This is a genomic window from Cetobacterium sp. 2G large, assembly GCF_014250655.1.
Lineage (GTDB): Bacteria > Fusobacteriota > Fusobacteriia > Fusobacteriales > Fusobacteriaceae > Cetobacterium_A > Cetobacterium_A somerae.
The window spans coordinates 1157402-1181136 of record NZ_JACHTH010000005.1 but is presented as its reverse complement, the minus strand read 5'-3'; the positions used below and the strand labels follow the sequence as shown (position 1 = coordinate 1181136).

The window sequence follows — 23735 nt, the reverse complement described above, 5'->3', positions numbered from 1 at the left end:
TAATTTATGAAAAATGTTATTGTTATAATAGATGGTAAAGAAATAGAAGCTTTAGCAGGAACAACAATATTAGAGGCAGCTAAAACAGCTGGAATAAAAATACCAAGCTTATGTTATATGAATATTCCAGAGATTGGATTTAAAAATGATTGTGCTTCTTGCAGAATATGTGTTGTTGAAGTTGTAGGAAGAAAAAATTTAGTTCCAGCTTGCGCAACACCAGTATCACCAGGAATGATAATAAATACAAATACTATGGAAGTTTTAGAAAAAAGAAGGAATGTACTAGAATTAATGTTATCAAATCATCCAACAGATTGTTTAATATGTGCTAAGAATGGTAAATGTGATTTACAGACTTTGGCAATGGAGTTTGGAATAAGAGATATCAGATTTAAGGGGAAAATATTTGAGTATAGAAGAGAGGTTTCTCCATCGATAGTTAGAGATTTAGATAAGTGTATAATGTGTCGAAGATGTGAGAATATGTGTAATAATATTCAAAAATGCCAAGTTTTATCAGCAGTTAATAGAGGATTTAAATCAGTTGTTTCAACAGCTTTTGAATCAGATTTAGATAAAACTAACTGTACATTCTGTGGACAGTGTGTAGCTGTATGTCCAGTTGGAGCATTGTATGAAAAAGATTACACATGGGGGCTTATAAAAGATATTGCAAATCCAAGAAAAAGAGTTACAGTTCAGGTAGCACCTGCAGTAAGAGTTGCAATAGGTGAAGAATTTGGATATGAGCCAGGAACAGATGTAACTGGAAAGTTGGTAACAGCATTAAAAAAATTAGGTTTTGATGATGTATTTGATACGGATTATGCAGCAGATTTAACTATAATGGAGGAAGCAGCAGAATTTAAGCAAAGATTAGAAAAGTATTTAAGTGGTGATAAGAGTGTAAAACTTCCAATTCTAACTTCGTGCTGTCCAGCTTGGGTTAATTTTATAGAACACCATTATCCAGATATGCTAGATATACCATCTTCAGCAAAATCACCACAACAGATGTTTGGAGCGGTATTAAAGAACATATGGGGACCAGCAAGAGGAATTAAAAGAGATGAAATAATAAATGTTTCCATAATGCCTTGTTTAGCAAAGAAATACGAATCCTCTAGGCCGGAGTTTGCAACTGATGGAATTCCAGATGTAGATTATTCAATATCGACAAGAGAATTAGCTCATCTTTTAAAACAATCAAATATAGATTTAAGAAAATTAGATGAATCAGAATTTGATAATCCTTTAGGTTATTCAACAGGAGCAGCTGTTATTTTTGGTAGAACAGGCGGAGTTATAGAAGCAGCAACAAGAACACTATATGAATGGGTAACAAATGAAACTTTAGAAGATGTAGATTTTAAAGCTATGAGAGGAATGGAAGGTATTAAAATAAGTGAAGTTAAGGTTGGAGATACTATTGTAAAAATTGGAATAGCAAATGGGTTATCTGCAGCAAGAGATATTTTAGATAGAGTTAAAACAGGAGAAGAATTTTTTCATGCAATAGAAATAATGGCATGTAAAGGAGGATGTGTTGGAGGGGGAGGACAACCTTACCATCATGGAAATTTTGAAAAAATTGTAAAAAGAGCAGAAGGATTGCAAAGTATAGATAATGGAAAAACATTTAGAAAATCACATGAAAATCCATACATACAATCACTATACGAAAAATATTTAGAGCATCCATTAAGTTCAGAGGCTCATAGAATACTACATACAAAGTATTACTCAAAAAAAGACTTAAAATAACATAAATATATTAGAAAAAAATAACAGTAGTACCTAACTACTGTTATTTTTTGTTACCTTTAACTCTTTACAAAGGAATGACAATGTAATATAATCTAGAGAAGAATATCAAAAAACAGATAACCTGTGGGAGGGCAAATGATAAGAGAAGCTAGATTAGTAGAAAATTTTTTAGATATGGTAAAAATTTCATCTCCTTCAAAAAATGAAAGAGCTATGGGAGACTATTTATTAAAAGTTTTAAGAGAATTAGGGTTAGAAGTAAAAGAAGATAATGCAGGTGAGTTAAATGGTGGAAACTGTGGAAATATAATTGGAATTTTAAAAGCTACAGGAAAGAAGAAGTTTTTATTTAGTGCTCATATGGATACAGTTGTGCCTTGTGAAAAAGTTGTTCCAGTAATAGAGAATGGTATAATAAAATCAGATGGGACATCTATATTAGGTGGAGATGACAAAGGTGGAATTGCAGCTATCATAGAGATGTTAAGAGTAATAAAAGAAAATAATTTAGATCATCCAGAAATAATTGTAGTTTTTTCTATGGGAGAAGAGATTGGGTTATTAGGATCAAAATCTTTTGATATTGATAGCTACGGTGTAGATTTTGGATTTATATTAGATTCAAGTGGAAAGCCAGGAAAAATAATTACAAAAGCTCCGTCAGCAGCTAGAGGAAAAATAACAATTATAGGAAAGCCAGCACATGCAGGTATTTCTCCAGAAAGTGGAATAAATGCATTGACAGTTGCAGCACATGCAATAACTAAAATAAAATTAGGTAGAGTTGATACTGAAACAACTTCAAATATAGGAGTTGTAAGTGGAGGACAAGCCACAAATATCGTTATGCCATCAGTTGAATTAGATTATGAAGCTAGAAGTTTATCAAATGAAAAATTACAATCTTTATTAGATGAAACATTTAATATATTCCAAAAGGTTTGCGATGATTTTGGAGCAAAATTAGAAAATGATGTTAAAGTTGAGTATCCTGGATTTGCACTTGAAGATTGTGAAGAGGTTGTAGAGATTGTAAAAGCTGCTTGTGAAAAAGCTGGTGTAAAAAGTGAGACTGCATCTTCAGGTGGAGGTAGTGATACAAATATTTATAATAGTAAAGGTGTTCCAAGTGTAAACTTAGCTGTAGGAATGACAAAAGTTCACACTTTAGAGGAGTATATTGAGATAAAAGACTTAGTAGATTTATCAAAAATATTAGTTGAAATTATAAAAGGATAGAGATGAAAATAGGAAAGAAAAAAAATAAAGTATTAAACATTATATATATTTTTATAATTTTAATGGTTGTAGTTTTCTTTGCTAAAGACGTATTTATGTATACAATGACAGAGATTGAAGAGATTTTTTTACCTCTTCAATCTCGTGTATATTTTTTAGGTAAAAAAGCTAAAGAGAGCACAGAGAGTGTTATAAATTATAAAGAGTTATTAAATGAAAATAATAAATTGAAACATACGTTAGCAGAAAAGTCTTTAATTGAAGAAAAGAATCAAAGGTTATTAGAGGAAAATGATAGACTAAGAGAACTTTTAGATATGAAAGATCATTTTAAATTTAAATTTAAAGTTGGGAAAATAAGTTTTCAACAAACTAGAGAGATGTATGAAAGTTTTGCTATAAATATTGGTGAAATAGATGGAATAGAAAAAAATATGCCAGTTTTATATAATGAATCTCTAATTGGAAAAGTAGAAAAAGTATTTAAAAATTACTCTGTTGTTCAAATGATAACTTTTCAAGATTCAGTAGTTAGTGCAACTGCAACAGGGGATACAGTAGGTATAGTAAAAGGAAATAGAAGTGATGAACTTATTTTTGAACCTGTATCATTTCATGAAGCACAATTATCTGTAGGAGATAAAGTTTATACTTCTGGAATAAGTGATATATACCCAAAAGGTTTATATATTGGAGAGGTATGTGAAATAAGAAAAAAATATGAAAACAATGTAGAATATTTAGTAAAATTACCATTTAATATAATAGATATGAATGAAATAATAGTTCTTACAGAGGTGGATAGATGATAAAAAAAATAGCTATGTTTTTATTAATAGGAACATCAATTTTTGCATCACTAAATAGAATTTCTGATATAAAAGATATATATTCTACAGTAAAAGAAACAGTATATTTAAATGGTGAGAAAAAAGTGAAGGAATATAAAATTGAGTATATCTCACCAGATTATTTGAGAAAAGAAGTAATCTCGCCAAATGTAAATAAAGGAGAGATATTTCAATATGAAAATGAAAAATCTTTAGTTTATATTCCATTATTTGATGAGGTATCTGAAAATAATAGTGAAGATGTGAGTAATTTTTTATCAATTATAAAAGATTTGAAAAATAAAGATCAAAATGATAAAAACTTTAAAGATAACTATTATTTACAAAAAGTAAAAGAATTAAAATATAAAGATACTTACAGAATAAAAATAAAAGAGTATAAAAAAGTAGATGGGTATTTATTACCGATTAAGATGGAGATATTTGAAAGTGAAAGTAAAGTCGCTGATTTAGACTTGAAAGACACAAAAGTAAATAGTGACCTTAAAAGAAAGGAACTAAAAAAATGAAATTTATAAAAACTAAAGGATTAATAATAAAAAAAGTAGATTTTGGAGAAGGAGATCGAATTATAACTGTTTTTTCTGAAAATTTTGGAAAGATTGATCTTTTAGTTAGAGGAATTAGAAAAAGTAAAAAAAGAGACCAAAGTTCGGTAGATTTATTAACTCTATCAAATTTTACATTTTATAAAAAAGGTGATAATTTTATACTAAATACAATTGATTCGATAGATTTTTTTTATGATTTAAAAAAAGATATAGAAAAATTGGAGATAGTATCTTATATTCTCTCTATTATTAATGAGATAGTCTTGCCAGGAGAGAGAAAAAAGGAGTTTTTTCAAAGAATAGAAAAAGCTTTATACTTTATTATAAAAAGTGATAACTATAATAATTTTATTATGGTTTTAAAAATGATGAATTGGATTATAAAAAATGAAGGTTATAGAATAAATATATCAGGTGAAAAATATTTTAGTATTTCTGAATCAGTTATAACAGATTTTGGAAATGATAAAGTTATACCTTTGAAAAGAGATTTATTTGAAGTGTTAGCAAATGTGGAGAAAAAAGTATCAGATGAGAAAAGGGTGGAATTAAGCACTTTAATTGATGCGATTATTCTTTATGAAAAATATATAAATTATCATTTAGATACAAAATTAAATCTAAAGAAACATTTATTTGGAGGTTACTCATGTTAAACATAGTTAAAATAACTGACTATATGTCAGAAGAACTAATATTACTTAATCTAAAAGCTAAAAATAAAGATGAAGCTTTAAAAGAACTGTCTGCTTTAATAGGAAAATCAGAAAAAATAGAAAAAAAAGATGTAATATATAAAGCTCTTTTAGAAAGAGAGAATTTAGGAAGCACAGGGATAGGAAAAGGGGTAGCAATACCACATGCTAAAACTGATGCAGCAGAGAGTTTAACAATAGCTTTTGGAATAAGTAAAGAGGGAGTAGATTTTAAATCTTTAGATCAAGAAAAAGTAAAAATATTTTTTGTATTTGCATCACCATTTAAAGATAGTCAAATTTATTTAAAAGTGCTGGCAAGAATTTCAAGATTAATAAGAGATGAAAATTTTAGAGAAAAGCTTTTAAATTGTGAAAATGCAAAAGAAGTATTAGAGTGTATAGACAAAGAGGAAGCTTTATAGGGAGAGAGTATGAGATGTCCATTTTGTAATAGTGAAGACACAAAAGTAATAGATAGTAGAGCGTTTTCTGAAAATAATTCTATAAAAAGAAGAAGAGTATGTAATAGTTGTGAAAAGAGATTTACTACCTATGAACGAATAGAAGAAAATCCAATCTATGTTGTAAAAAAAAATAAAAGTAGAGAAAAATTTAATAAAGATAAACTTTTAAGGGGATTAGAAAGAGCAACTAATAAAAGAAACATAAGTAGAGATGATTTAGAAAAATTTATTGCTGATGTGGAAAAAGTAATACAAAACACTTTAAAAAATGAGATAACAACACAGGAACTAGGGGAGCTTGTACTAGAAAAATTAAAGGTATTAGATGAAGTAGCATATGTTAGATTTGCATCTGTATATAAAGAGTTCGATGATATAAAATCTTTTATAGATGTCGTAGAAGATATAAAAAAGGATAAAAAGATATGAAAGTTTTAATAATAAATGGACCAAATTTAAATTTTTTAGGAAAGAGAGAGCCTAAAATATATGGAGATGAAACTTTAGAGTTAATAAATAATAAAATTAAAGAATTTGGTATGAATCATGGGATGGAGGTAGAATTTTTTCAATCCAATCATGAAGGATATATAATTGATAAGATACAAGAAAGTTATGAAAATGTTGATTATCTAATAATAAATCCAGGGGCATTAACACATTATGGGATAGGAATAAGAGATGCAATTTTGTCAACTAATCTAAAAACAATAGAGGTTCACTTATCAAATGTATACTCTAGAGAGGAGTTTAGACATAAATCTGTAATATCGGATATATGCATAGGTAAAATTACTGGATTCGGTTCTGAAGGGTATAAAATGGCTCTTCAATACTTAAGTAATTTAAAGAAATAGGAGGCAAAATGAGAATTTTATTTATGGGAACGCCAGAGTTTGCAGTTCCATCATTAGATATATTAAGAAAAAAGCATGATATAGTAGGAATATTTACAAAGGTAGATAAACCTAATACTAGAGGTAAAAAAATAAAGTATACACCAGTTAAAGAGTATGGAATTGAGAATAATATACCAGTTTATCAACCTAATTCATTAAGAACAGAAGAAACATTTGAGTTAGTAAAAGAATTAAATCCAGATTTAATTGTTGTTGTAGCATATGGAAAAATAATACCAAATAATATTATTGATTTTCCAAAGCTTGGAATAATAAATGTACACTCATCTTTACTTCCAAAGTTTAGAGGTGCAGCACCAATTAACGCAGCAATAATAGCTGGTGAAGAAGAAACAGGTGTTACTATTATGGATATTGCTGAGGAATTAGATGCAGGGGATATTATTTTAAAAGGAACTACTCCAATTTATGAAGAGGATACTTTTTTAACACTTCATGATAGATTGAAAGAAATTGGAGCAGAAAAATTAAATGAAGCTGTAGATCAAATAGAAAATGGAACAGCAAAAAGAGAGAAACAAAACCATGAGTTAGCAACATTTGTAAAGCCATATAAAAAAACTGATTGCTTAATTAATTGGAATAAAAATAAAGAGGAAATTTTTAATTTTGTAAGAGGAATGAATCCATTTCCAACAGCTTATACACACCACAATGATAAGATTTTAAAAGTTTATGCAGTTGAAAAACTTGATAAAATTTATGAAGAAGGGGAAAATGGTGAGATAGTAGATTTGATTAAAGGAAAAGGATTTGTTGTAAAAGTAAATGAAGGAAGCATAATTTTAACTGAGATTAAACCTGAAAATAAAAAAAATATATCAGGAAAAGATAGTATAAATGGAAACTTATTTAAAATAGGTGAGATTTTAAAATAAAAATAATGGGGGGAGAGGTTAAATAATGAAAACTTCAGAAAAGAGAGAAAAAATTTCAAAAAAAACTATACAGAGGTTAACAATGTATTTAAAATGTTTGGAGAAATTTTCGCCAGATGATTATATATCATCAGAAGAGATGGGTGTTTTACTTGGAGTAACGGCTGCTCAAATTAGAAAAGACTTTTCAAACTTTATAATGGATTTAGATTCTTGTATAGGAATAAGGGGTAAAGGGTATAACGTAAAGTGTCTTTACGAAATGATTGAAGATATATTGGGAATAAATAAACAAAACAATGTAATTATTGTTGGAGCTGGAAAGTTAGGGAATGCTATTTTGCTAGAAGGTGACATAGAAAAACCAAGATTTAATATTGTGGGAATTTTTGATATTACAAAAAGCAGAATTGGTAAAGAGTATAAGGGAATAAAGATAAGTAGTGTAAGTGATATACCAAAAATTGCATCTGAGAAAAAAATAGATATGGCAATTATAACAGAAAATAAATCTATAGCTCAGCAAGTAACAGATATAGTAACTCAATCAGGAATAAAAGCTATATTGAACATGACTTCCTTAGAAATAAAAGTACCAAAAGATGTTGTAATAGAACACATAGATTTAAATAGAAAGCTTCAAGAATTAAATTACTGGAAGGAAAAGGCGGAATAGTAATGAAAATTTTAGATGGTAAATATGTATCTCAAAAGGTTAGAGATTTAATAAAAAAAGAGATAATAGAGATAAAAGAAGTTAAAGGAACAGTTCCAGGATTGGCAGTAATACAGGCGGGAGATAACTTAGCATCTAAAATTTATGTTAATTCTAAGATAAAACAATGTGCAGAAGTTGGAATAGAATCAAAAAATTTTATTATGCCAGCAGATGTAACTGAAGAAGAGCTTTTAAGAAAAATAGAAGAATTAAACAGTGATGAAACAGTTGATGGAATATTAGTTCAATTACCATTACCTGATCATATAGATACACCAAAGGTAATAGAAGCAATAGATATAAATAAAGATGTGGATGGATTTAAACCAGAAAATTTAGGAAAAGTAGTTTTAGGAGATGAAACAGCACTAATTTCATGTACTCCTGCAGGTATATTAAGATTATTTGAAGAGTATGAGATAGCTTTAGAGGGAAAAGATATCGTTGTTATAGGAAGAAGTAACATTGTTGGAAAACCTATGACAGCACTTTTAATAAATGAAGGAGCAACAGTAACAGTTTGTAATAGTAAAACAAAAAATCTTGCAGAAAAAACAAAAAATGCAGATGTTGTAATAGTAGCTATAGGAAAAGCTAATTTCTTAAAAGGTGATATGATTAAGACAGGTGCTATTATAATAGATGTTGGAATAAACAGAGATGAAAATAATAAGATTTGTGGAGATGTGGACTTTGAATCTGTAAAAGAAAAAGTATCATATATAACACCTGTTCCAGGGGGAGTAGGACCCATGACTATAGCAATGTTACTTAATAATACGTTAAAGGCGTTTAAAATTGGAAAAAAAATATAGGGGAGAGTTTAGAATGGATAAAAAAGAATTTTATATTGTAGATAAGAGAATACTACCAAATTCGATTCAAAGTGTTATAAAGGTAAATGAGATTGTTCAAGCTGAAAGAATTTCAAAGTATGAAGCTATAAAGAGAGTTGGAATAAGTAGAAGTACATATTATAAATATAAAGACTATATAAAACCATTTTTCGAAGGTGGAAAAGAAAAAGTATTTAGTATACATTTATCTTTAATGGATAGACCTGGAATTTTAGCAAGGGTTTTAGATATTATTGCAGGAGAGCAGATGAACATCTTAACAATTGTTCAAAATATAGCAATAGATGGTGTGAGTAGAGTAACAATTTCTATACAAACAACAGAAAATTTACTTAGAAAAATTGAAGAGATGTTAGAAAAAATCAGTTCTTTAGATTCTGTAAAGGAATTAAGAGTAATAGGAAGTAATTAAGGAGGAACAATGAAGTTAGATTTAGAAAGCGTAAAAAAATTAGCTAAAAGTATAGAGGAGCATAATCTTTCTGAAATTAGTATAGAAGTTAATGGAACAAAGCTTACTATGAAAAAGGAAGAACTAAGACAAGAGGTAGTAACTTCAAATATTAAGTACGTAGAACAACCGACTTTAACTAATAAAGAGATAGAAATTGAAGAAATAGAATCTTCAGAAGAAGTAGTTGTAGAAGGAAAAGAGATTGTTTCTCCAATGGTTGGAACATATTACTCAGCACCTTCACCTGACTCAGAAGACTTTGTAAAAATTGGAGATAAAGTAGAGGTAGGAGATACAGTATGTATAGTTGAGGCTATGAAAATGATGAACGAAGTAAAATCATCAGTAGCAGGAACTGTTGTAGCTTTGAGAGCAGAGAATGGAAAAGTAGTAAAAAAAGGTGACATATTATTTTTAGTAAAATAAGGAAAGCTAACAGCTTTCCTTTTTATTCTTTATTAAAGTGCTGGTTTAAAAAGCACAGTATATTGTTTTTTATGGAGAATTATGGTAGAATATATAAGCATTCAATTTAAAAAATAAGGAAGGTGTATTATAAAGTTGGACACGTATCGTGATATTATTATATTAGTTGTATTAATTTTACTATCTGGTTTTTTTTCAGCCTCAGAAACAGCATTAACATCTTTTAAAACAACAGATTTAGAAGATATTGAGAAGTCGAATAAGAAAACAGCACATTTATTGAAAAAGTGGTTAAAAAGTCCAAATGAGATTTTAACAGGGATGCTTTTAGGAAATAATATAGTAAATATTTTAGGATCATCTATTGCAACTGCTTTAGCAATTAATATAATGGGGAATTCTCCTAGAAGTTTGGCTATCGTAACAGGGATTATGACAGTTTTAATTCTTATATTTGGAGAAATAACACCGAAAATAATGGCCAAAAATAATTCTAAAGGGTTCTCAAAATTAGTAATTGGTCCTATGTATTATTTTGGATTATTAATGAAACCAATTGTAAAAATATTGATGTGGACATCTATATTAATTGGTAGAATTTTAGGAGTTGAAGTAAAAACTGAAAATATAATGTTTACAGAAGAGGATTTAATATCTTTTGTAAATGTAGGTGAAGCTGAGGGTATTATAGAAGAAGAGGAAAAAGAAATGATTCACTCAATTGTAGGATTAGGTGAAACTAATGCAAAAGAAATTATGACACCTAGAACATCAATGTTTGCAGTTGAAGGAAATAAAACTTTAGATGATATTTGGGAAGAGATGATAGAAGCTGGATTCTCAAGAATACCTGTATATGAAGAGACTATTGATAATATTATAGGTGTTTTATATACTAAAGATGTTTTAAATTACTTAAAAGCACATAGCACAGATACTCAAGTTAAAGAGTTAGTAAGAGAGGCTTACTATGTTCCTGAAACAAAGTCAATTATAGAAATTTTACAAGAATTTAAAAGTAAAAAAGTTCATATTGCACTTGTATTAGATGAGTATGGTGGTATTGGTGGAGTTTTAACAATAGAAGACTTATTAGAAGAGATTGTTGGAGAAATTCGTGATGAGTTTGATAATGAAGAGGAAGAAAGCATTAAAGAGATTGATGATAATAGATATGAAGTTGATGCAATGCTTGATATAGAAACAATAAATAAAAGTTTAAATATTGATTTACCAATATCAGAGGATTACGAAAGTTTAGGCGGATTAATAATGTCAGAGCTTGGAAAAATTCCTGCAATAGGAGATATTGTAGACTTTCAAGATGTTAAGCTGGTAGTAGTTGAGGTTGAGAAGATGAGAGTGTCTAAGGTAGAGATACAAAGAGGAGAATAAAAGATGAAAAGAGTAAAAGCCAGTTTTTATAGTGGGCTAATTGCTATATTACCTATAGTTATTACAGTATATATTTTTAACTGGATATTTCAAATTTTCTTAAACTTATTGCAAGATTCTGTTTTAACAGTAGCAATAAGAAAGATTGTTTTACAAACTGGATTAGGAAAAGAACAAGATCTTCATTTATATACTCAAATACTTATAAATGTTTTATCTTTTGTAACTTTGATATTATTATTAATAGCTATAGGAACAGCTATGAGAGTATTTTTATTTAAAAAAATTGGAGCTTTTTTAAACAATCTTTTAGTAAAAATACCATTATTTAGTCAGATATATAGTACAATAACTCAAATAATATCTCTATTTGCATCAGATAGACAAAAATCATACCAAAAAGTTGTGATGTTTGAATATCCTAGACATGGGATTTATAGTATCGGATTTATGACTTCAGATAGTAATCATTTTGTAGAAGAGGTAACTGGTGAGGAGATGTGTAATGTATTTTTACCGACATCACCAAATCCTACTTCAGGGATGTTCATAGTTTTAAAAAAATCAGAAGTAAGAGTTTTAGATTTAAAAGTAGATGACGCAATAAAGCTTATAATTTCAGGAGGAGTAATATTACCACCAAATAATAAAAAGGAGAACTAAATGTGGAAATATCTTTTTTTAGTTTTTGTACTAATTGGTTGTAGCAATAGTGAGGTAGTAAAGACAACGAAAAATCTTGAAACAAAAAATGAAAAGTATCTATTACTTAAGGGAGCTAACTTATATTCTTTAGGTAAAAAAAGTGAAGCGTTAGAAATATATGAGGAAATACTAAAGATTAATAGTAAAAATAGTGTAGCACTAAGAGAAAAAGCAATAATTGAAGGGCAACTTGGGAATATAGTTCAAGCAGAAAAAGATTTAAATAGATCTTTGGCACTTAATCCTAAAGATAATTTAACTTTGAAGAATTTAGGTTATTTAAATTTTGAAAAAAGAGATTATGGTAAAAGTTCTAAGTATTTAAAAAGTGTGTCTAAAGATTTTATGAATGATCAAGATTATTTTATTTTAGGATATATAGAGTTTTTGAATGGGAACTATTTAAATTCTTTAAAGTATTATGAATATGTAGAGGATGATGAAATATTTAATAATAGTTTGTTTTTTGATTCATATTTAAATAATTTAAAAAGAGTAGATAGTTTAAAGAAAGATTCATATTTAAAAATCGAAAATAAAATTAAATATAATAAAGTTAATACAATAAAATTATCAAATTTTTATAGTTTATCTTTAGATAAAGATGATTATTCAGAAAGAGTTTTAAAGAATTATTTAACTTATAATGATATTGATAAAGAAGTAGTAGAAAAATTAATAAACATATACTATAAAAATGGAGATAAAGTAAAGGAAAAAGAAGCTTTAAATTTAATTTTCAATTAGTATAGATAATTTATGATAAATTTTTAAAAGAGTAATATTTAGGAGGAATTAAATGGATTTAAAAAAATATGTAGCATTAGTAGAGGATTATCCAAAACCGGGAATAAAATTTAGAGATATAACTCCGCTAATGGGAAATGGTGAAGCATATAAATATGCAACAGATAAAGTTGTAGAGTTTGCAAAGGAACACAATATAGATTTAGTTGTAGGACCAGAAGCAAGAGGATTTATATTTGGATGTCCAGTATCTTATGCTTTAGGAGTTGGATTTGCTCCAGTTAGAAAACCAGGAAAATTACCAAGAGAGGTAATCGAGTATGCATATGATTTAGAATACGGTTCAAATGTTTTATGTATGCATAAAGATTCTGTAAAACCTGGACAAAGAGTATTAATAGTTGATGATTTATTAGCAACTGGAGGAACTATAGAAGCTACTGTAAAATTAATAGAAGAATTAGGTGGAGTAGTAGCAGGATTAGCATTTTTAATTGAACTAGAAGACTTAAAAGGTAAAGAGAAATTAGAAGGTTATCCAGTATTAACTTTAATGAAGTATTAATAACTTTTAAGGCGGCACAAACTAGTGTCGCCTTATTTGTATAGGATTATTAAAAAAGAGGTGTATTATGAAATATTGGCAAGAAATAGAAAGTGAAATAGATAAGCACAATTTAAAAGTGGACAAAGAAAAGATCAGAATGGCTTTCTTTTTTGCAGAAGAATGCCATATAGGACAATACAGAAAATCTGGTGACAGCTATATAATACATCCTGTAGAAGTAACCAAAATATTAATAGATATGAAGATGGATACAGAGGGAATAATAGCGGGAATACTTCATGATATAGTTGAAGATACACTGATAACTATAGCAGATATAAAGTATAACTTTGGAGACGAAGTTGCCCATCTTGTAGATGGAGTTACGAAATTAGACCATTTACCTAATGGAACTAAAAAACAGGATGAAAATATTAGAAAAATGATAATAGCAATGGCAAAAGATGTTAGAGTTATTATTATAAAATTGGCAGATAGACTTCATAATATGAGGACTTTAAAGTTTATGCCACCAGAAAAACAAAAAAGAATTGCTCAAGAAACTCTTTCTATATATGCCCCTTTAGCTCATAGATTAGGTATAGCAAAGATAAAGTGGGAATTAGAGGATATGTCTTTACATTATTTAGAACCAGAAAAATATAAAGATATAAAAGCATTAATTGATGAAAAAAAAGACGAGAGAAAAAAATATTTAGAAGAGATGGTAAATAATATAACTCGTTTGTTAAATGAAGTACAAATATATGCAAAAGTTAAGGGAAGATTTAAACATTTTTATAGTATTTATAAAAAAATGTTTGAAAAAGGCAAAGATTTTGATGGAATTTATGATTTAATAGGTATTAGAATTATTTTAAATACAGAAGCAGAATGTTACAATACTTTAGGAGTTATACATAGTAATTACAGACCTGTTCCTGGAAGATTTAAGGATTATATAGCAGTTCCTAAATCAAATAACTATCAATCAATTCATACAACAATTGTAGGACCTTTGGGAAAATTTGTTGAGATTCAAATTAGAACTGAAGATATGGATAGAGTAGCTGAAGAGGGAGTTGCAGCTCATTGGAGTTATAAAGAAAATAAAAAAATAAGTAAAAAAGATCAAGTTTATGGATGGCTTAGAAATATTGTAGAGTTAAATCAAGGTGCAGAAAATACTGAAGAATTTATTAAAGAAGTAACTGGAGATATAGTAAAAGAGACGGTATTTGTATTTTCTCCAAAAGGAGATGTTATTGAGTTAGCCCAAGGTGCTACACCAATAGATTTTGCTTTTAATATTCATACAGAGATTGGGATAAAGTGTGTAGGTGCAAAAGTTAATGGAAAAATAGTTCCATTGGATTACAAATTAAATAATGGTGATAGAGTAGAAGTTATTACATCTAAAACTGGTAGAGGACCTGGAAATGATTGGTTAGATATTGTAGCTACACAAAGTGCAAAAAGTAAAATAAAAAAATGGTTAAAAGACCAAAAACTTGATGAAAATATTAAAGTTGGAAAAGAGCTTATCGAAAAAGAAGTTGGAAAATTAGGAATGACTTTAAAAGAGTTTGAAGATAGCCCAATTCTAAAAAAGCATTTAGAGAAACATAATATACCAACAATGAGTGATTTCTATTTCCATATGGGAGAGACAAAAAGTAAAGTAGATGTAGTTGTTGCTAAATTAAAGATAGAGCAAGAAAAAAGTAAAGCGTATATAGAAAGTAATCTAGAAGATTTTATTAAAGAGCCTATAAAGAAAAAATCAGCAAAAAAGGATGATCAAGGAATTATAATTGATGGGACAGAAAATACTTTAATAAGATTTGCAAGATGTTGTACACCTCTTCCTGGAGACGATATAGGTGGATATGTAACAAAATTAACAGGAATTGCAATTCATAGAAAAGATTGTCCAAATTATATTTCAATGGTTAACCATGATCCTGCAAGAGTTATAGATGTTAATTGGGATGAGAGACTTTTAGAAGCACCTTCGAAAAAAAATAGATATACTTTTGCTTTTACAATAAAAGCTATAGATAGACAAAATATACTTATGGATGTTGTAACAATGATTTCAAACCATAAAATAAATGTATTATCTTTAAACTCTCATAATATAAAAAAGGGATTAGATACAATTGCAATTATAAAAGTGACGGTTGAGTTAAATAATAAAGATGAGTATAAACAATTAGTTAGTCATCTATTAAAAATAAAAGATGTAATGTCAGTAGAAAGATAGGAGAAAGAAATGAGTAAAAAGTTACCAGTAACGTATGAATTATACGATAAAGATGGAAAAGCGAGAACAGGAAAAATAACAACTCCTCATGGAGAGATTGAAACGCCTGTGTTTATGCCTGTTGGAACTCAAGCCACAGTAAAAGGAATGACTCCAGAAGAGTTAGAGGAAATGGGAGCTGAAATAATTTTAGGAAACACGTATCACTTGTATTTAAGACCAGGTGATGAGTTAGTTGCTAAATTTGGTGGATTACATAAATTTATGAATTGGAAAAAACCTATTTTAACAGATAGTGGTGGATTCCAAGTATTTAGTTTAGGTGATTTAAGAAATATTAAGGAAGAGGGAGTTTATTTTAGATCACATTTAGATGGTTCTAAACACTTTATTTCTCCAGAAAAATCAATAAATATTCAAAATAATTTAGGATCAGATATAGTTATGTTATTTGATGAGTGCCCACCAGGAATGTCATCAAAAGAGTACCTTATTCCATCTATTGAAAGAACTACAAGATGGGCAAAAAGATGTGTAGAAGCACACAAAAGACCAGATGAGCAAGGTTTATTTGCAATAGTTCAAGGTGGAATTTATGAAGATTTAAGAGATAAAAGTTTATCTGAATTAAGTGAAATGGATGAATACTTCTCTGGATATGCTGTTGGAGGTTTAGCTGTTGGTGAACCTAGAGAGGATATGTATAGAGTATTAGATTATATAGTTGAGAAGTTACCTGAAGATAAACCAAGATATTTAATGGGAGTAGGAGAACCTTTAGATATGCTAGAAGCTGTAGCATCAGGAATAGATATGATGGATTGTGTACAACCAAGTAGAATTGGAAGACACGGAACAATATTTACAAAATATGGAAGACTTGTTGTAAAAAATGCTTCATATTCTGAAGACACTAGACCTTTAGATGAGGGATGTGATTGCTATGTATGTAGGAATTATACAAGAGGTTATATAAGACACTTATTTAAAGCTCAAGAAATATTAGGTGGAAGATTAGCAACATACCATAATTTATATTTCTTATTAAAATTAATGAAAGATTCAAGAACTGCTATAAAAGAGAAAAGATTTAATGAATTTAAAGCTGAATTTGAAAAAAACTATGCTATGGGAAAAAATAGTGATTGGATAAAACCAATAAAATTTGATAAATAAAAAAAAGCTGACTTTTTTAAGTCAGCTTTTTCTCTATTTAAATTATAAACTATATTTTGTAAACTTAGTTTTAAACTCATCTTCAGATCTAACAAAAAGTTTTTCATTTCCTTCTGAATCTAGAACTTCTTCAGAAAAAACTCTGTATAGATACATAATTTGTCCATCTTGTTCATTAGTACAATTTAATATATTATAATTTAAAACTTCATAAAGTTTACCATTTTTATTATTTTTCCAAAGATTTTTGTTCATAGCACTCCTTCAAACAGTTATTTCACCACATAAATCAGATTCCATAAAAACTTTAATTTCTTCAATAGGAAGATTTTTTCCTAATAAATACATTAACTTGGTTATGGCTGCTTCTGGAGTCATATCTCCACCGCTGATTACTCCAATACTTTTTAATGCGCTACTAGCTTCATATAATCCCATTTTGACAGCACCAGTTGCACATTGAGTAATATTAACAACAACAACTCCTGAATCAATAATAGATTTTAAAGCTGAAACAAAATTATCAGTAGTTGGAGCATTACCATTTCCATAAGTTTTTAAAATAACTCCCTTTATTTCAGAATGAGATTCTACAAGTGTTTTTATATATTGAGGATTCATTCCAGGGAAAATCTCAACAATAAGTATATTACTATTGATAGAAGAATCTGTATAAAACTCATTTTTAGGCATATCTAAAACCTTTTTATCATGAATTTTAATTTCACATCCAATCTCTCCCAAAGCTCTATAATTTGGTGAAGCAAACCCAAAATAATTTGTAGCATCAATTTTTCTAGCTCGATTTCCTCTCAATAACTCATCTCTAAAACAGATTGTAACTTCAGGTATACTTTTAACACCGTATATTCTATTACCTGCAATTTGAATAGATGTAATTAAATTTTGAAGTGCATCACTTCTTGGTGTAACTAAAGGAACTTGAGACCCAGTTAAAACCACAGGTTTATCAAGATTTTTAAGCATAAAAGATAGAGCTGAAGCTGTAAAAGCCATAGTATCAGTTCCATGTAAAATTACAAATCCTCTGTAGTCATAATAATTTTTTTCTATAATTTTAACAATATCAATCCAAATTTCAGGATTCATATCTGAAGAATCAATTAAAGTTGAAATTTGACAGTAGTCAGCAGGAAATCTTTCTAAAATAGGATGATTTTTAGCTACTTCAAACCAATTTTTAGCAGGTCTTAAAGGACTATTAGGATTATTTTCCTCGCTGTTGACCATACCAATAGTGCCCCCAGTATTTATGATAAGAATTTTTTCTAACATTTAGCTCCTCCTAAAATTAATCCCCTAGTAAACTAGGGGATTGATTTCTTATATATCTTTTAAGAATATGTTTTGACTTCTATCAGGACCAACAGAAACAACAGTTATTTGACATCCTAAATACTCTTCAACTCTAGCAAGGTATTTTTTACAGTTCTCAGGTAACTCATTGTAATCTTTCATATTAGAGATATCCTCTGTCCATCCAGGTAACTCTTCATAAATTGGTTTAGCATAAGCTAATTTTTCTGTAGCAGCAGGTACAGTTGTATAAACTTTTCCATCGATTTCGTATCCAGTACAAATTTTTAAAGTGTCTAATCCGCTTAAAACATCGATTTTTGTTATTACAACGTCAGTTAATCCGTTTATATCAACAGCATACTTACCAACAACAAGATCTAACCATCCACATCTTCTTGGTCTTCCAGTTGTAGCTCCAAACTCTCCACCAATTTGTCTGATTTTTTCTCCTAAATCATTATTTAACTCAGTAACGAAAGGTCCTTCTCCAACTCTAGTTGTATAAGCTTTCATAACTCCAATTATTCTATCGATTTTTCTAGGAGAAACTCCAACACCAGTAGTAACTCCTCCACTTGTAGGAGATGATGAAGTAACGTATGGGTATGTTCCATAGTTAATATCTAGCATCATAGCTTGAGCTCCTTCAAATAAAACGAATTTGTCATCATCTAAAGCTTTGTTAATTTCAGGAGTAGCATCAATAATTCTATGCTTTAATCTTTCAGCATATCCTCTGTACTCTTCAAAAATATCTTCAAACTTCATAGTAGGAGCATCATAGATTTTAGTGAAAAGTTCATTTTTCTCTTCTAAATTCATTTGTAATTTCTTAGCAAATAGCTCCATATCTAATAATTCAACAGCTCTAATTCCAACTCTTGAAAATTTATCAGAGTAACAAGGTCCAATTCCTCTTTTTGTAGTTCCAATTTTGTTATCTCCACTTCTCTCTTCTTTTAAGATATCTAATTGAATGTGGTAAGGCATAATAAGATGAGCTCTATCACTTATAAATAGGTGATCAACTTTAGCTCCTTTAGCTTCTAATGTATCAAGTTCTTTTAAAAGAACTTTAGGATCAACAACAACTCCTGGTCCGATGATACATTTACCTTGTCCATGTAACATACCAGATGGTAATAAATGAAGTATAAATTTCTCTCCATTAACAACAACTGTGTGTCCAGCATTATTTCCACCTTGGAATCTAACAACGTAATCAGCTCTATCTCCAAGAACGTCAATTATTTTTCCTTTTCCTTCGTCTCCCCATTGAGTTCCAACTACAACATATCCTGCCATTTAAATACCTCCATGTATTATTTCGTTATTTGATTTTTTTTATTTCAATATAGTTGATATTTTTGTTATGTTTACATATAAATAAATCTTCAAACTCTGTTCTGATATTATCAGCAGCTTTAGGGCTGTTATGTAAATCAGGTGTATGATAAACTACTTCATAGTTTTTTAAATCTTTAGCAAATTCAAGAACATCTGAATAATATTGATCATGGTCTGTTTTAAAAAATAAAGTTCCATCAACTTTCATTATAACATCAAGAAGTTCGAAAAGTTTAGGTTGAAGTATTCTATTTTTTTCATTTCCCTCCCAAGGGTCAGGGAAATTAATGTAAAGTCCTTCAATCTCTTCATTTCCTATAAATTTTGTAATATCTTCACCACGTCTTCTTAAGAAAACAACATTATTAAGATTTCTTTTAACGGCTTTAGTAGCAGATAAAACTAATCTTTTAAATCTTATTTCAAGAGCTAAGTGATTTCTCTCTGGATATTTAGCAGCCATTCCAACTGCAAAGTTCCCACTTCCAGATCCTATTTCAAGATATACAGGATTATTGTTTCCAAAAGCTTTTTGGTTCCAATTTCCTCTATAAGAGTCCATAATTTCACTATCATAGATAATGTGATTAGGATATTCTACTAATTTAACCATGTATGGATTATAATTAGTTCTAGGATTTGTGAAGAAGTGTTTCCATAGAGTGTCTTCTAATCTTTCTTTCATTCTTCCTCCATAAATTTAATCGTTTTTTCAGCAGCATTTTGATTGCTTTTGAAAAATGCTTTTATTTTATCCTCAGAAACAGGTTTTGTTTCTAAGAGATTAATAGTATTTAAAAACTCCTCTTTATTGTTAATTTTATATCCAATATTAAGATTTAAAATATCTTTAGATATATCTTTAACATTTTGTAAATATGGGCCAAAAATTGGAGATTTTCCATAAAATAGTGGCTCTAGTAAACTATGACCACCAACATTAACTAGTGTTCCACCAACAAATACAACATCAGCAATAGAATAGAATTTTCTGAGAACACCCATTTTATCAACAATAAGTATTTGAAACTCTTCTGAAGATGGATTTAATTCTAAATCAGTTAATTTTTTATATGTTAAATTTGAATTTTTTACTAAAGTTTCAATTTCAGGAACTCTTTCTAAATGTCGTGGGACAATAATAAGAAGTGTATTTTTAAGTTCTTTAAAAACATCTATAAGAATAGAATCTTCTCCTTGTCTAGTACTACCAGCAACAAAGATTTTTCGTGTATCACTTTTTATAAATCTTTTTAAATTTGACATATCTTCAGAAGAAAATGTTTCAAAAGAAATATCAAATTTTAGATTACCAGTTACAAATACTTTGTTTTTATCAGCACCTAAAAGAATTATTCGATTTTTATCTTCTTGAGATTGCATAAAAAATCCAGATATTTTAGAAAAAAGAGGTTTTATAATCCAAGAAATTTTTTTGTATCTAGGAAAACTTTTATTTGAAATTCTGCCATTAACAATAAATATTTTTGAATACTTTGAACCTAAGTTTATAAAGTTAGGCCAAATTTCAGTTTCTATTAAAATTATTTTAGAAACTTGAATATAATTGAATATTTTTTTTAGTATAAAAATATCATCTAATGGAAATCTTAATATAGATATTCTATCATCTTTTGAGTATTTATTCATAGCTATTTCATAACCCGTATCAGTAAAAACTGTAAGTAAAATATTTTCGTTGAAATCATTTTTTAGTTTTTTTACCAATGCGTCTATAAGATTGATTTCTCCCACAGATGAGCAATGAATCCATATATATTTTGCTTTTTTTTCTAGAGTTGACAAATCTTGAAAAAGTCTTTGAAAAACAAATTTCAATTTTTTAGGTTTAAAAAGCAAAAAAATAAAGAGGAAAGGATATAAAAATCCTCTCAGTAGATTGTAAAACATAGTTTACCCTCCGATTTTCTCTTTAATTAAGTTAGATATTGTTTGAACACTTTCTTCAATGTTAAGAAAACTAGTATCAACTTCGATAGCATCTTCGGCTTTCTTTAAAGGACTTTCTTTTCTTGTAGAATCAGTATGGTCTCTTTCTAAAATATCTTTTAAAACAGTTTCAAAATCTTCTGTAATCCCTTTTGATGCGTAATCTTTAACTCTTCTTTTAGCTCTTTCTTCAGGAGAAGCAACTAAAAATATTTTTAAATCAGCATTTGGAAAAACAACTGTTCCAATATCTCTTCCATCTAAAATAACTTTTTTTCCTTTACTAATCTCTCTTTGTAAATCTACTAATTTAACTCTAACAGCTTTGATAGCAGATACTGGAGAAACAATTTTAGTAACTTCAGGTGTTCTAATTTCTAAAGAAACATCCTTACCATTTAATATAAATTTATCATCTATAATATCAACTTTAATATTATTTAAAATATTTTCTACATCAGCTACATTATTGAAATCAATATTATTTTCAAGGATATAAAGAGCTACCATTCTATACATAGCTCCTGTATCAAGATATGTTAGGCCAAAATTTTTAGCTATAACTTTAGCAATAGTACTTTTTCCGCTTCCAGCTGGACCATCTAAAGCAATAATATAGTTTTTCATTTAATCCTCCTAAGCTTTAATAAGAAGAGCTCTCCACTCTTTATCTCTTTTTATTTCTAGTATTTCAAGTCCTTTCTCCTCAACCTGTTTAACTATTTCAGGAAGCTTGTCTTCTATAATACCTGAAAAGATAATTAATCCATCTTTTTTAACAACTTTAAAAATATCTTTTAAAAGTAAAAGAATAACATCAGCTAGAATATTTGCTACTACAACATCAAATTGCTTATCTTTAACAACTGAGATTAAATCTCCTAAATAAACTTCAGCAGTATCAGAAGAAATTTTATTTAACTCAAGATTTTCCTTAGTAGCTTCAACAGCTAGCTCATCGATATCAGTACCATAAATATCAGTAGCTCCTAACTTTTCAGCTGCAATCATCAATATTCCAGATCCAGTTCCTACATCGATAACAGAATTTCCAGGCTTTATATTCTCTTCCATGATTTTTAAACAAAGAGATGTTGTTGGATGCGATCCAGTACCAAAAGCTCTTCCAGGATCTAATTCAATAACTAATTCATTTTCCTCAGGTTCATATTCTCTCCAAGTTGGTTTAACAACAAACTTTTCACTAACTTTTTCAGGATATAGATATTTTTTCCAACTGTTTTGATAGTCTTCCTCATCATATTCATAAAAATCAATTGTAAAAACAACATCATCTCTATCATTAAATTTTTCCTCAAAGGCAGCTTTTATTAAATCGTTTCTTCTTTGAGAATATGGATTCATTGGAAAATATGCTGAAACAGCATAATCTACCATTAAAAATTGCTTTTCATCTTTATAAAAATCTAAAGGATTTTTCGTTTTTAAAGGTTCATCAATTTTTAAACCAGTAGCTCCAAATCCATAAAATATATCACAAATCTCTTTTTGAGTATCCTCAATACTATCACTATCAAATATAACTTTTATTTCAACAACTTTCATAAAAACCTTCCTAATTAAATATTCCTAACTCAATAAGAGAAAGGTTGATTCTTTCTATTTTTATACATTCACCAGTTTCATCATCTAATTCGATATCTAAACCATTTATTCTTTCTTTTCCTTCTGCTATCTCAAACTTTTGAGGCAAAGCAGTTAAAAATTTAGGAATAATAGATTCTTTATTCATTCCAATTATTCCATTGTCTGATCCTGTCATCCCAACATCACTTATATAACCAGTGCCTTCAAGAAGGATTTTATTATCAGCAGTTTGTACATGTGTATGTGTTCCGTAAACAACAGAAACTTTTCCATCTAAATAGTTTGCTAAAGCTAATTTTTCTGATGTTGCTTCAGCATGAAAATCTATAATAATATGTTTACATTCTTTTCTAATCTCTTCTATTAATGGATTTGCCACTGTAAATGGACAATCAATTGGTGGCATGAAAACTCTTCCTTGAAGAGAAACCACAGCTATTTTATTTCCTTTTTTATCTTTTAAAATTGTATATCCAGTTCCAGGAACACCATTAGGATAATTATGTGGACGTAGAACTCTGTTAGATCTATCTAAATAGTCATAAATTTCTTTTTTATCCCAAATGTGATTTCCACTTGTTATAACATTTACTCCCCAATCTAAAATCTCATCACAAAGTTTTGCAGTTATTCCAAATCCAGCGGCAGCATTTTCACCATTAACGATAATAAAATCGTAATTACTTTTATACTTATCAAGGTATGCCTTTAGAGTTTTTCTACCTGGATTTCCAACAACGTCACCTACAACTAAAACTTTCATTATTTACCTCATTTCTATATTTGTATTACCAAAAAATATTATAACATTTTTTACTAAAAATTAAAACTTAAAAAATAGTTTTAAA

27 protein-coding genes are annotated in these 23735 nt (G+C 28.5%); 19 read left to right on the top strand and 8 right to left on the bottom strand.

The features are described from left to right. The first annotated feature begins 6 nt into the window (after nt 1–6). The 19 genes from H5J23_RS08510 (at nt 7) to tgt (ending at nt 16662) form a co-directional block, all read left to right on the top strand. Entirely contained in the window at nt 7–1767 is a 1761-nt protein-coding gene (locus H5J23_RS08510) for an NADH-dependent [FeFe] hydrogenase, group A6 (protein WP_023051856.1), read from the top strand. A gap of 138 nt (nt 1768–1905) precedes the next feature. Next, complete coding sequence (locus H5J23_RS08505; RefSeq protein ID WP_040406175.1) at nt 1906–3009, top strand: M20/M25/M40 family metallo-hydrolase; 1104 nt, start codon at nt 1906–1908, stop codon at nt 3007–3009. Nucleotides 3010–3011: 2 nt separating this feature from the next. Next, nucleotides 3012–3818, top strand: a complete 807-nt coding sequence (mreC, locus tag H5J23_RS08500) for a rod shape-determining protein MreC (RefSeq protein ID WP_023051858.1) — start codon at nt 3012–3014, stop codon at nt 3816–3818. Then, complete coding sequence (locus H5J23_RS08495) at nt 3815–4369, top strand: hypothetical protein (RefSeq protein WP_185891755.1); 555 nt, start codon at nt 3815–3817, stop codon at nt 4367–4369. Before mreC ends, H5J23_RS08495 begins: the two co-directional genes overlap by 4 nt. Next, entirely contained in the window at nt 4366–5067 is a 702-nt protein-coding gene (gene recO / locus H5J23_RS08490) for a DNA repair protein RecO (RefSeq protein ID WP_023051860.1), read from the top strand. Before H5J23_RS08495 ends, recO begins: the two co-directional genes overlap by 4 nt. Then, entirely contained in the window at nt 5061–5531 is a 471-nt protein-coding gene (locus tag H5J23_RS08485) for a PTS sugar transporter subunit IIA (protein ID WP_023051861.1), read from the top strand. Before recO ends, H5J23_RS08485 begins: the two co-directional genes overlap by 7 nt. 9 nt (nt 5532–5540) lie before the next feature. After that, nucleotides 5541–6002 carry a transcriptional regulator NrdR gene (gene nrdR / locus H5J23_RS08480; protein ID WP_023051862.1) on the top strand — a complete coding sequence of 154 codons (462 nt, stop codon included), beginning with the start codon at nt 5541–5543 and terminating at the stop codon, nt 6000–6002. Next, the gene (gene aroQ / locus H5J23_RS08475; RefSeq protein WP_185891753.1) at nt 5999–6430 is read left to right on the top strand and encodes a type II 3-dehydroquinate dehydratase; all 432 of its coding nucleotides are present in this window, start codon (nt 5999–6001) and stop codon (nt 6428–6430) included. Before nrdR ends, aroQ begins: the two co-directional genes overlap by 4 nt. A gap of 8 nt (nt 6431–6438) precedes the next feature. Continuing rightward, nucleotides 6439–7371: a methionyl-tRNA formyltransferase gene (gene fmt / locus H5J23_RS08470; protein ID WP_185891751.1), complete on the top strand. Its 933-nt coding sequence runs from the start codon at nt 6439–6441 to the stop codon at nt 7369–7371. A gap of 25 nt (nt 7372–7396) precedes the next feature. Next, the gene (locus H5J23_RS08465) at nt 7397–8047 is read left to right on the top strand and encodes a redox-sensing transcriptional repressor Rex (protein WP_023051865.1); all 651 of its coding nucleotides are present in this window, start codon (nt 7397–7399) and stop codon (nt 8045–8047) included. A 2-nt stretch (nt 8048–8049) separates the two neighbouring features. Beyond that, nucleotides 8050–8904, top strand: a complete 855-nt coding sequence (gene folD / locus H5J23_RS08460; RefSeq protein ID WP_023051866.1) for a bifunctional methylenetetrahydrofolate dehydrogenase/methenyltetrahydrofolate cyclohydrolase FolD — start codon at nt 8050–8052, stop codon at nt 8902–8904. A 13-nt stretch (nt 8905–8917) separates the two neighbouring features. Next, nucleotides 8918–9358: an ACT domain-containing protein gene (locus H5J23_RS08455; RefSeq protein WP_040406188.1), complete on the top strand. Its 441-nt coding sequence runs from the start codon at nt 8918–8920 to the stop codon at nt 9356–9358. Nucleotides 9359–9367: 9 nt separating this feature from the next. Next, nucleotides 9368–9826 carry an acetyl-CoA carboxylase biotin carboxyl carrier protein gene (gene accB / locus H5J23_RS08450; protein WP_023051868.1) on the top strand — a complete coding sequence of 153 codons (459 nt, stop codon included), beginning with the start codon at nt 9368–9370 and terminating at the stop codon, nt 9824–9826. 135 nt (nt 9827–9961) lie between these two features. Further along, complete coding sequence (locus tag H5J23_RS08445; RefSeq protein WP_023051869.1) at nt 9962–11221, top strand: hemolysin family protein; 1260 nt, start codon at nt 9962–9964, stop codon at nt 11219–11221. A 3-nt stretch (nt 11222–11224) separates the two neighbouring features. Then, a complete protein-coding gene (locus tag H5J23_RS08440) occupies nt 11225–11884 on the top strand; it encodes a DUF502 domain-containing protein (RefSeq protein WP_023051870.1) in 660 nt (219 codons plus the stop codon). Continuing rightward, nucleotides 11885–12673 (top strand): tetratricopeptide repeat protein, encoded by a 789-nt coding sequence (locus H5J23_RS08435; protein WP_185891749.1) that lies wholly within the window; start codon nt 11885–11887, stop codon nt 12671–12673. A 52-nt stretch (nt 12674–12725) separates the two neighbouring features. After that, on the top strand, nt 12726–13238 hold the full coding sequence (locus H5J23_RS08430) for an adenine phosphoribosyltransferase (RefSeq protein WP_023051872.1): 513 nt from the start codon (nt 12726–12728) through the stop codon (nt 13236–13238). 67 nt (nt 13239–13305) lie between these two features. Then, nucleotides 13306–15486, top strand: a complete 2181-nt coding sequence (locus tag H5J23_RS08425; RefSeq protein ID WP_023051873.1) for a bifunctional (p)ppGpp synthetase/guanosine-3',5'-bis(diphosphate) 3'-pyrophosphohydrolase — start codon at nt 13306–13308, stop codon at nt 15484–15486. 9 nt (nt 15487–15495) lie between these two features. Then, complete coding sequence (gene tgt / locus H5J23_RS08420) at nt 15496–16662, top strand: tRNA guanosine(34) transglycosylase Tgt (RefSeq protein WP_023051874.1); 1167 nt, start codon at nt 15496–15498, stop codon at nt 16660–16662. 42 nt (nt 16663–16704) lie between these two features. Here the strand turns inward: tgt and H5J23_RS08415 are convergent, their stop codons facing one another. The 8 genes from H5J23_RS08415 to H5J23_RS08380 are packed head-to-tail and all read right to left on the bottom strand — an operon-like array spanning nt 16705 to nt 23650. Beyond that, complete coding sequence (locus tag H5J23_RS08415; protein ID WP_185891747.1) at nt 16705–16917, bottom strand: hypothetical protein; 213 nt, start codon at nt 16915–16917, stop codon at nt 16705–16707. 9 nt (nt 16918–16926) lie between these two features. Next, a complete protein-coding gene (locus H5J23_RS08410; RefSeq protein WP_023051876.1) occupies nt 16927–17958 on the bottom strand; it encodes an asparaginase in 1032 nt (343 codons plus the stop codon). Nucleotides 17959–18006: 48 nt separating this feature from the next. Continuing rightward, nucleotides 18007–19287 carry an adenylosuccinate synthase gene (locus H5J23_RS08405; RefSeq protein WP_023051877.1) on the bottom strand — a complete coding sequence of 427 codons (1281 nt, stop codon included), beginning with the start codon at nt 19285–19287 and terminating at the stop codon, nt 18007–18009. A 25-nt stretch (nt 19288–19312) separates the two neighbouring features. Further along, nucleotides 19313–20014 (bottom strand): tRNA (guanosine(46)-N7)-methyltransferase TrmB, encoded by a 702-nt coding sequence (trmB, locus tag H5J23_RS08400; RefSeq protein WP_023051878.1) that lies wholly within the window; start codon nt 20012–20014, stop codon nt 19313–19315. Further along, nucleotides 20011–21240, bottom strand: a complete 1230-nt coding sequence (locus tag H5J23_RS08395; protein ID WP_185891746.1) for a 3-deoxy-D-manno-octulosonic acid transferase — start codon at nt 21238–21240, stop codon at nt 20011–20013. Before H5J23_RS08395 ends, trmB begins: the two co-directional genes overlap by 4 nt. A 3-nt stretch (nt 21241–21243) precedes the next feature. Next, nucleotides 21244–21906, bottom strand: a complete 663-nt coding sequence (cmk, locus tag H5J23_RS08390; RefSeq protein WP_023051880.1) for a (d)CMP kinase — start codon at nt 21904–21906, stop codon at nt 21244–21246. 9 nt (nt 21907–21915) lie between these two features. Further along, entirely contained in the window at nt 21916–22845 is a 930-nt protein-coding gene (gene prmA / locus H5J23_RS08385) for a 50S ribosomal protein L11 methyltransferase (RefSeq protein WP_023051881.1), read from the bottom strand. A 10-nt stretch (nt 22846–22855) separates the two neighbouring features. After that, nucleotides 22856–23650 (bottom strand): TIGR00282 family metallophosphoesterase, encoded by a 795-nt coding sequence (locus H5J23_RS08380; protein ID WP_023051882.1) that lies wholly within the window; start codon nt 23648–23650, stop codon nt 22856–22858. Nucleotides 23651–23735 lie beyond the last annotated feature (85 nt).

Excerpts from the sequence above, each read along its gene's own strand:
- H5J23_RS08510 (WP_023051856.1), top strand. The coding sequence starts at position 7 with ATGAAAAATGTTATTGTTATAATAGATGGTAAAGAAATAGAAGCTTTA.
- H5J23_RS08505 (WP_040406175.1), top strand. The coding sequence starts at position 1,906 with ATGATAAGAGAAGCTAGATTAGTAGAAAATTTTTTAGATATGGTAAAA.
- mreC (WP_023051858.1), top strand. The coding sequence starts at position 3,012 with ATGAAAATAGGAAAGAAAAAAAATAAAGTATTAAACATTATATATATT.
- H5J23_RS08495 (WP_185891755.1), top strand. The coding sequence starts at position 3,815 with ATGATAAAAAAAATAGCTATGTTTTTATTAATAGGAACATCAATTTTT.
- recO (WP_023051860.1), top strand. The coding sequence starts at position 4,366 with ATGAAATTTATAAAAACTAAAGGATTAATAATAAAAAAAGTAGATTTT.
- H5J23_RS08485 (WP_023051861.1), top strand. The coding sequence starts at position 5,061 with ATGTTAAACATAGTTAAAATAACTGACTATATGTCAGAAGAACTAATA.
- nrdR (WP_023051862.1), top strand. The coding sequence starts at position 5,541 with ATGAGATGTCCATTTTGTAATAGTGAAGACACAAAAGTAATAGATAGT.
- aroQ (WP_185891753.1), top strand. The coding sequence starts at position 5,999 with ATGAAAGTTTTAATAATAAATGGACCAAATTTAAATTTTTTAGGAAAG.
- fmt (WP_185891751.1), top strand. The coding sequence starts at position 6,439 with ATGAGAATTTTATTTATGGGAACGCCAGAGTTTGCAGTTCCATCATTA.
- H5J23_RS08465 (WP_023051865.1), top strand. The coding sequence starts at position 7,397 with ATGAAAACTTCAGAAAAGAGAGAAAAAATTTCAAAAAAAACTATACAG.
- folD (WP_023051866.1), top strand. The coding sequence starts at position 8,050 with ATGAAAATTTTAGATGGTAAATATGTATCTCAAAAGGTTAGAGATTTA.
- H5J23_RS08455 (WP_040406188.1), top strand. The coding sequence starts at position 8,918 with ATGGATAAAAAAGAATTTTATATTGTAGATAAGAGAATACTACCAAAT.
- accB (WP_023051868.1), top strand. The coding sequence starts at position 9,368 with ATGAAGTTAGATTTAGAAAGCGTAAAAAAATTAGCTAAAAGTATAGAG.
- H5J23_RS08440 (WP_023051870.1), top strand. The coding sequence starts at position 11,225 with ATGAAAAGAGTAAAAGCCAGTTTTTATAGTGGGCTAATTGCTATATTA.
- H5J23_RS08435 (WP_185891749.1), top strand. The coding sequence starts at position 11,885 with ATGTGGAAATATCTTTTTTTAGTTTTTGTACTAATTGGTTGTAGCAAT.
- H5J23_RS08430 (WP_023051872.1), top strand. The coding sequence starts at position 12,726 with ATGGATTTAAAAAAATATGTAGCATTAGTAGAGGATTATCCAAAACCG.
- H5J23_RS08425 (WP_023051873.1), top strand. The coding sequence starts at position 13,306 with ATGAAATATTGGCAAGAAATAGAAAGTGAAATAGATAAGCACAATTTA.
- tgt (WP_023051874.1), top strand. The coding sequence starts at position 15,496 with ATGAGTAAAAAGTTACCAGTAACGTATGAATTATACGATAAAGATGGA.
- H5J23_RS08415 (WP_185891747.1), bottom strand. The coding sequence starts at position 16,917 with ATGAACAAAAATCTTTGGAAAAATAATAAAAATGGTAAACTTTATGAA.
- H5J23_RS08410 (WP_023051876.1), bottom strand. The coding sequence starts at position 17,958 with ATGTTAGAAAAAATTCTTATCATAAATACTGGGGGCACTATTGGTATG.
- H5J23_RS08405 (WP_023051877.1), bottom strand. The coding sequence starts at position 19,287 with ATGGCAGGATATGTTGTAGTTGGAACTCAATGGGGAGACGAAGGAAAA.
- trmB (WP_023051878.1), bottom strand. The coding sequence starts at position 20,014 with ATGAAAGAAAGATTAGAAGACACTCTATGGAAACACTTCTTCACAAAT.
- H5J23_RS08395 (WP_185891746.1), bottom strand. The coding sequence starts at position 21,240 with ATGTTTTACAATCTACTGAGAGGATTTTTATATCCTTTCCTCTTTATT.
- cmk (WP_023051880.1), bottom strand. The coding sequence starts at position 21,906 with ATGAAAAACTATATTATTGCTTTAGATGGTCCAGCTGGAAGCGGAAAA.
- prmA (WP_023051881.1), bottom strand. The coding sequence starts at position 22,845 with ATGAAAGTTGTTGAAATAAAAGTTATATTTGATAGTGATAGTATTGAG.
- H5J23_RS08380 (WP_023051882.1), bottom strand. The coding sequence starts at position 23,650 with ATGAAAGTTTTAGTTGTAGGTGACGTTGTTGGAAATCCAGGTAGAAAA.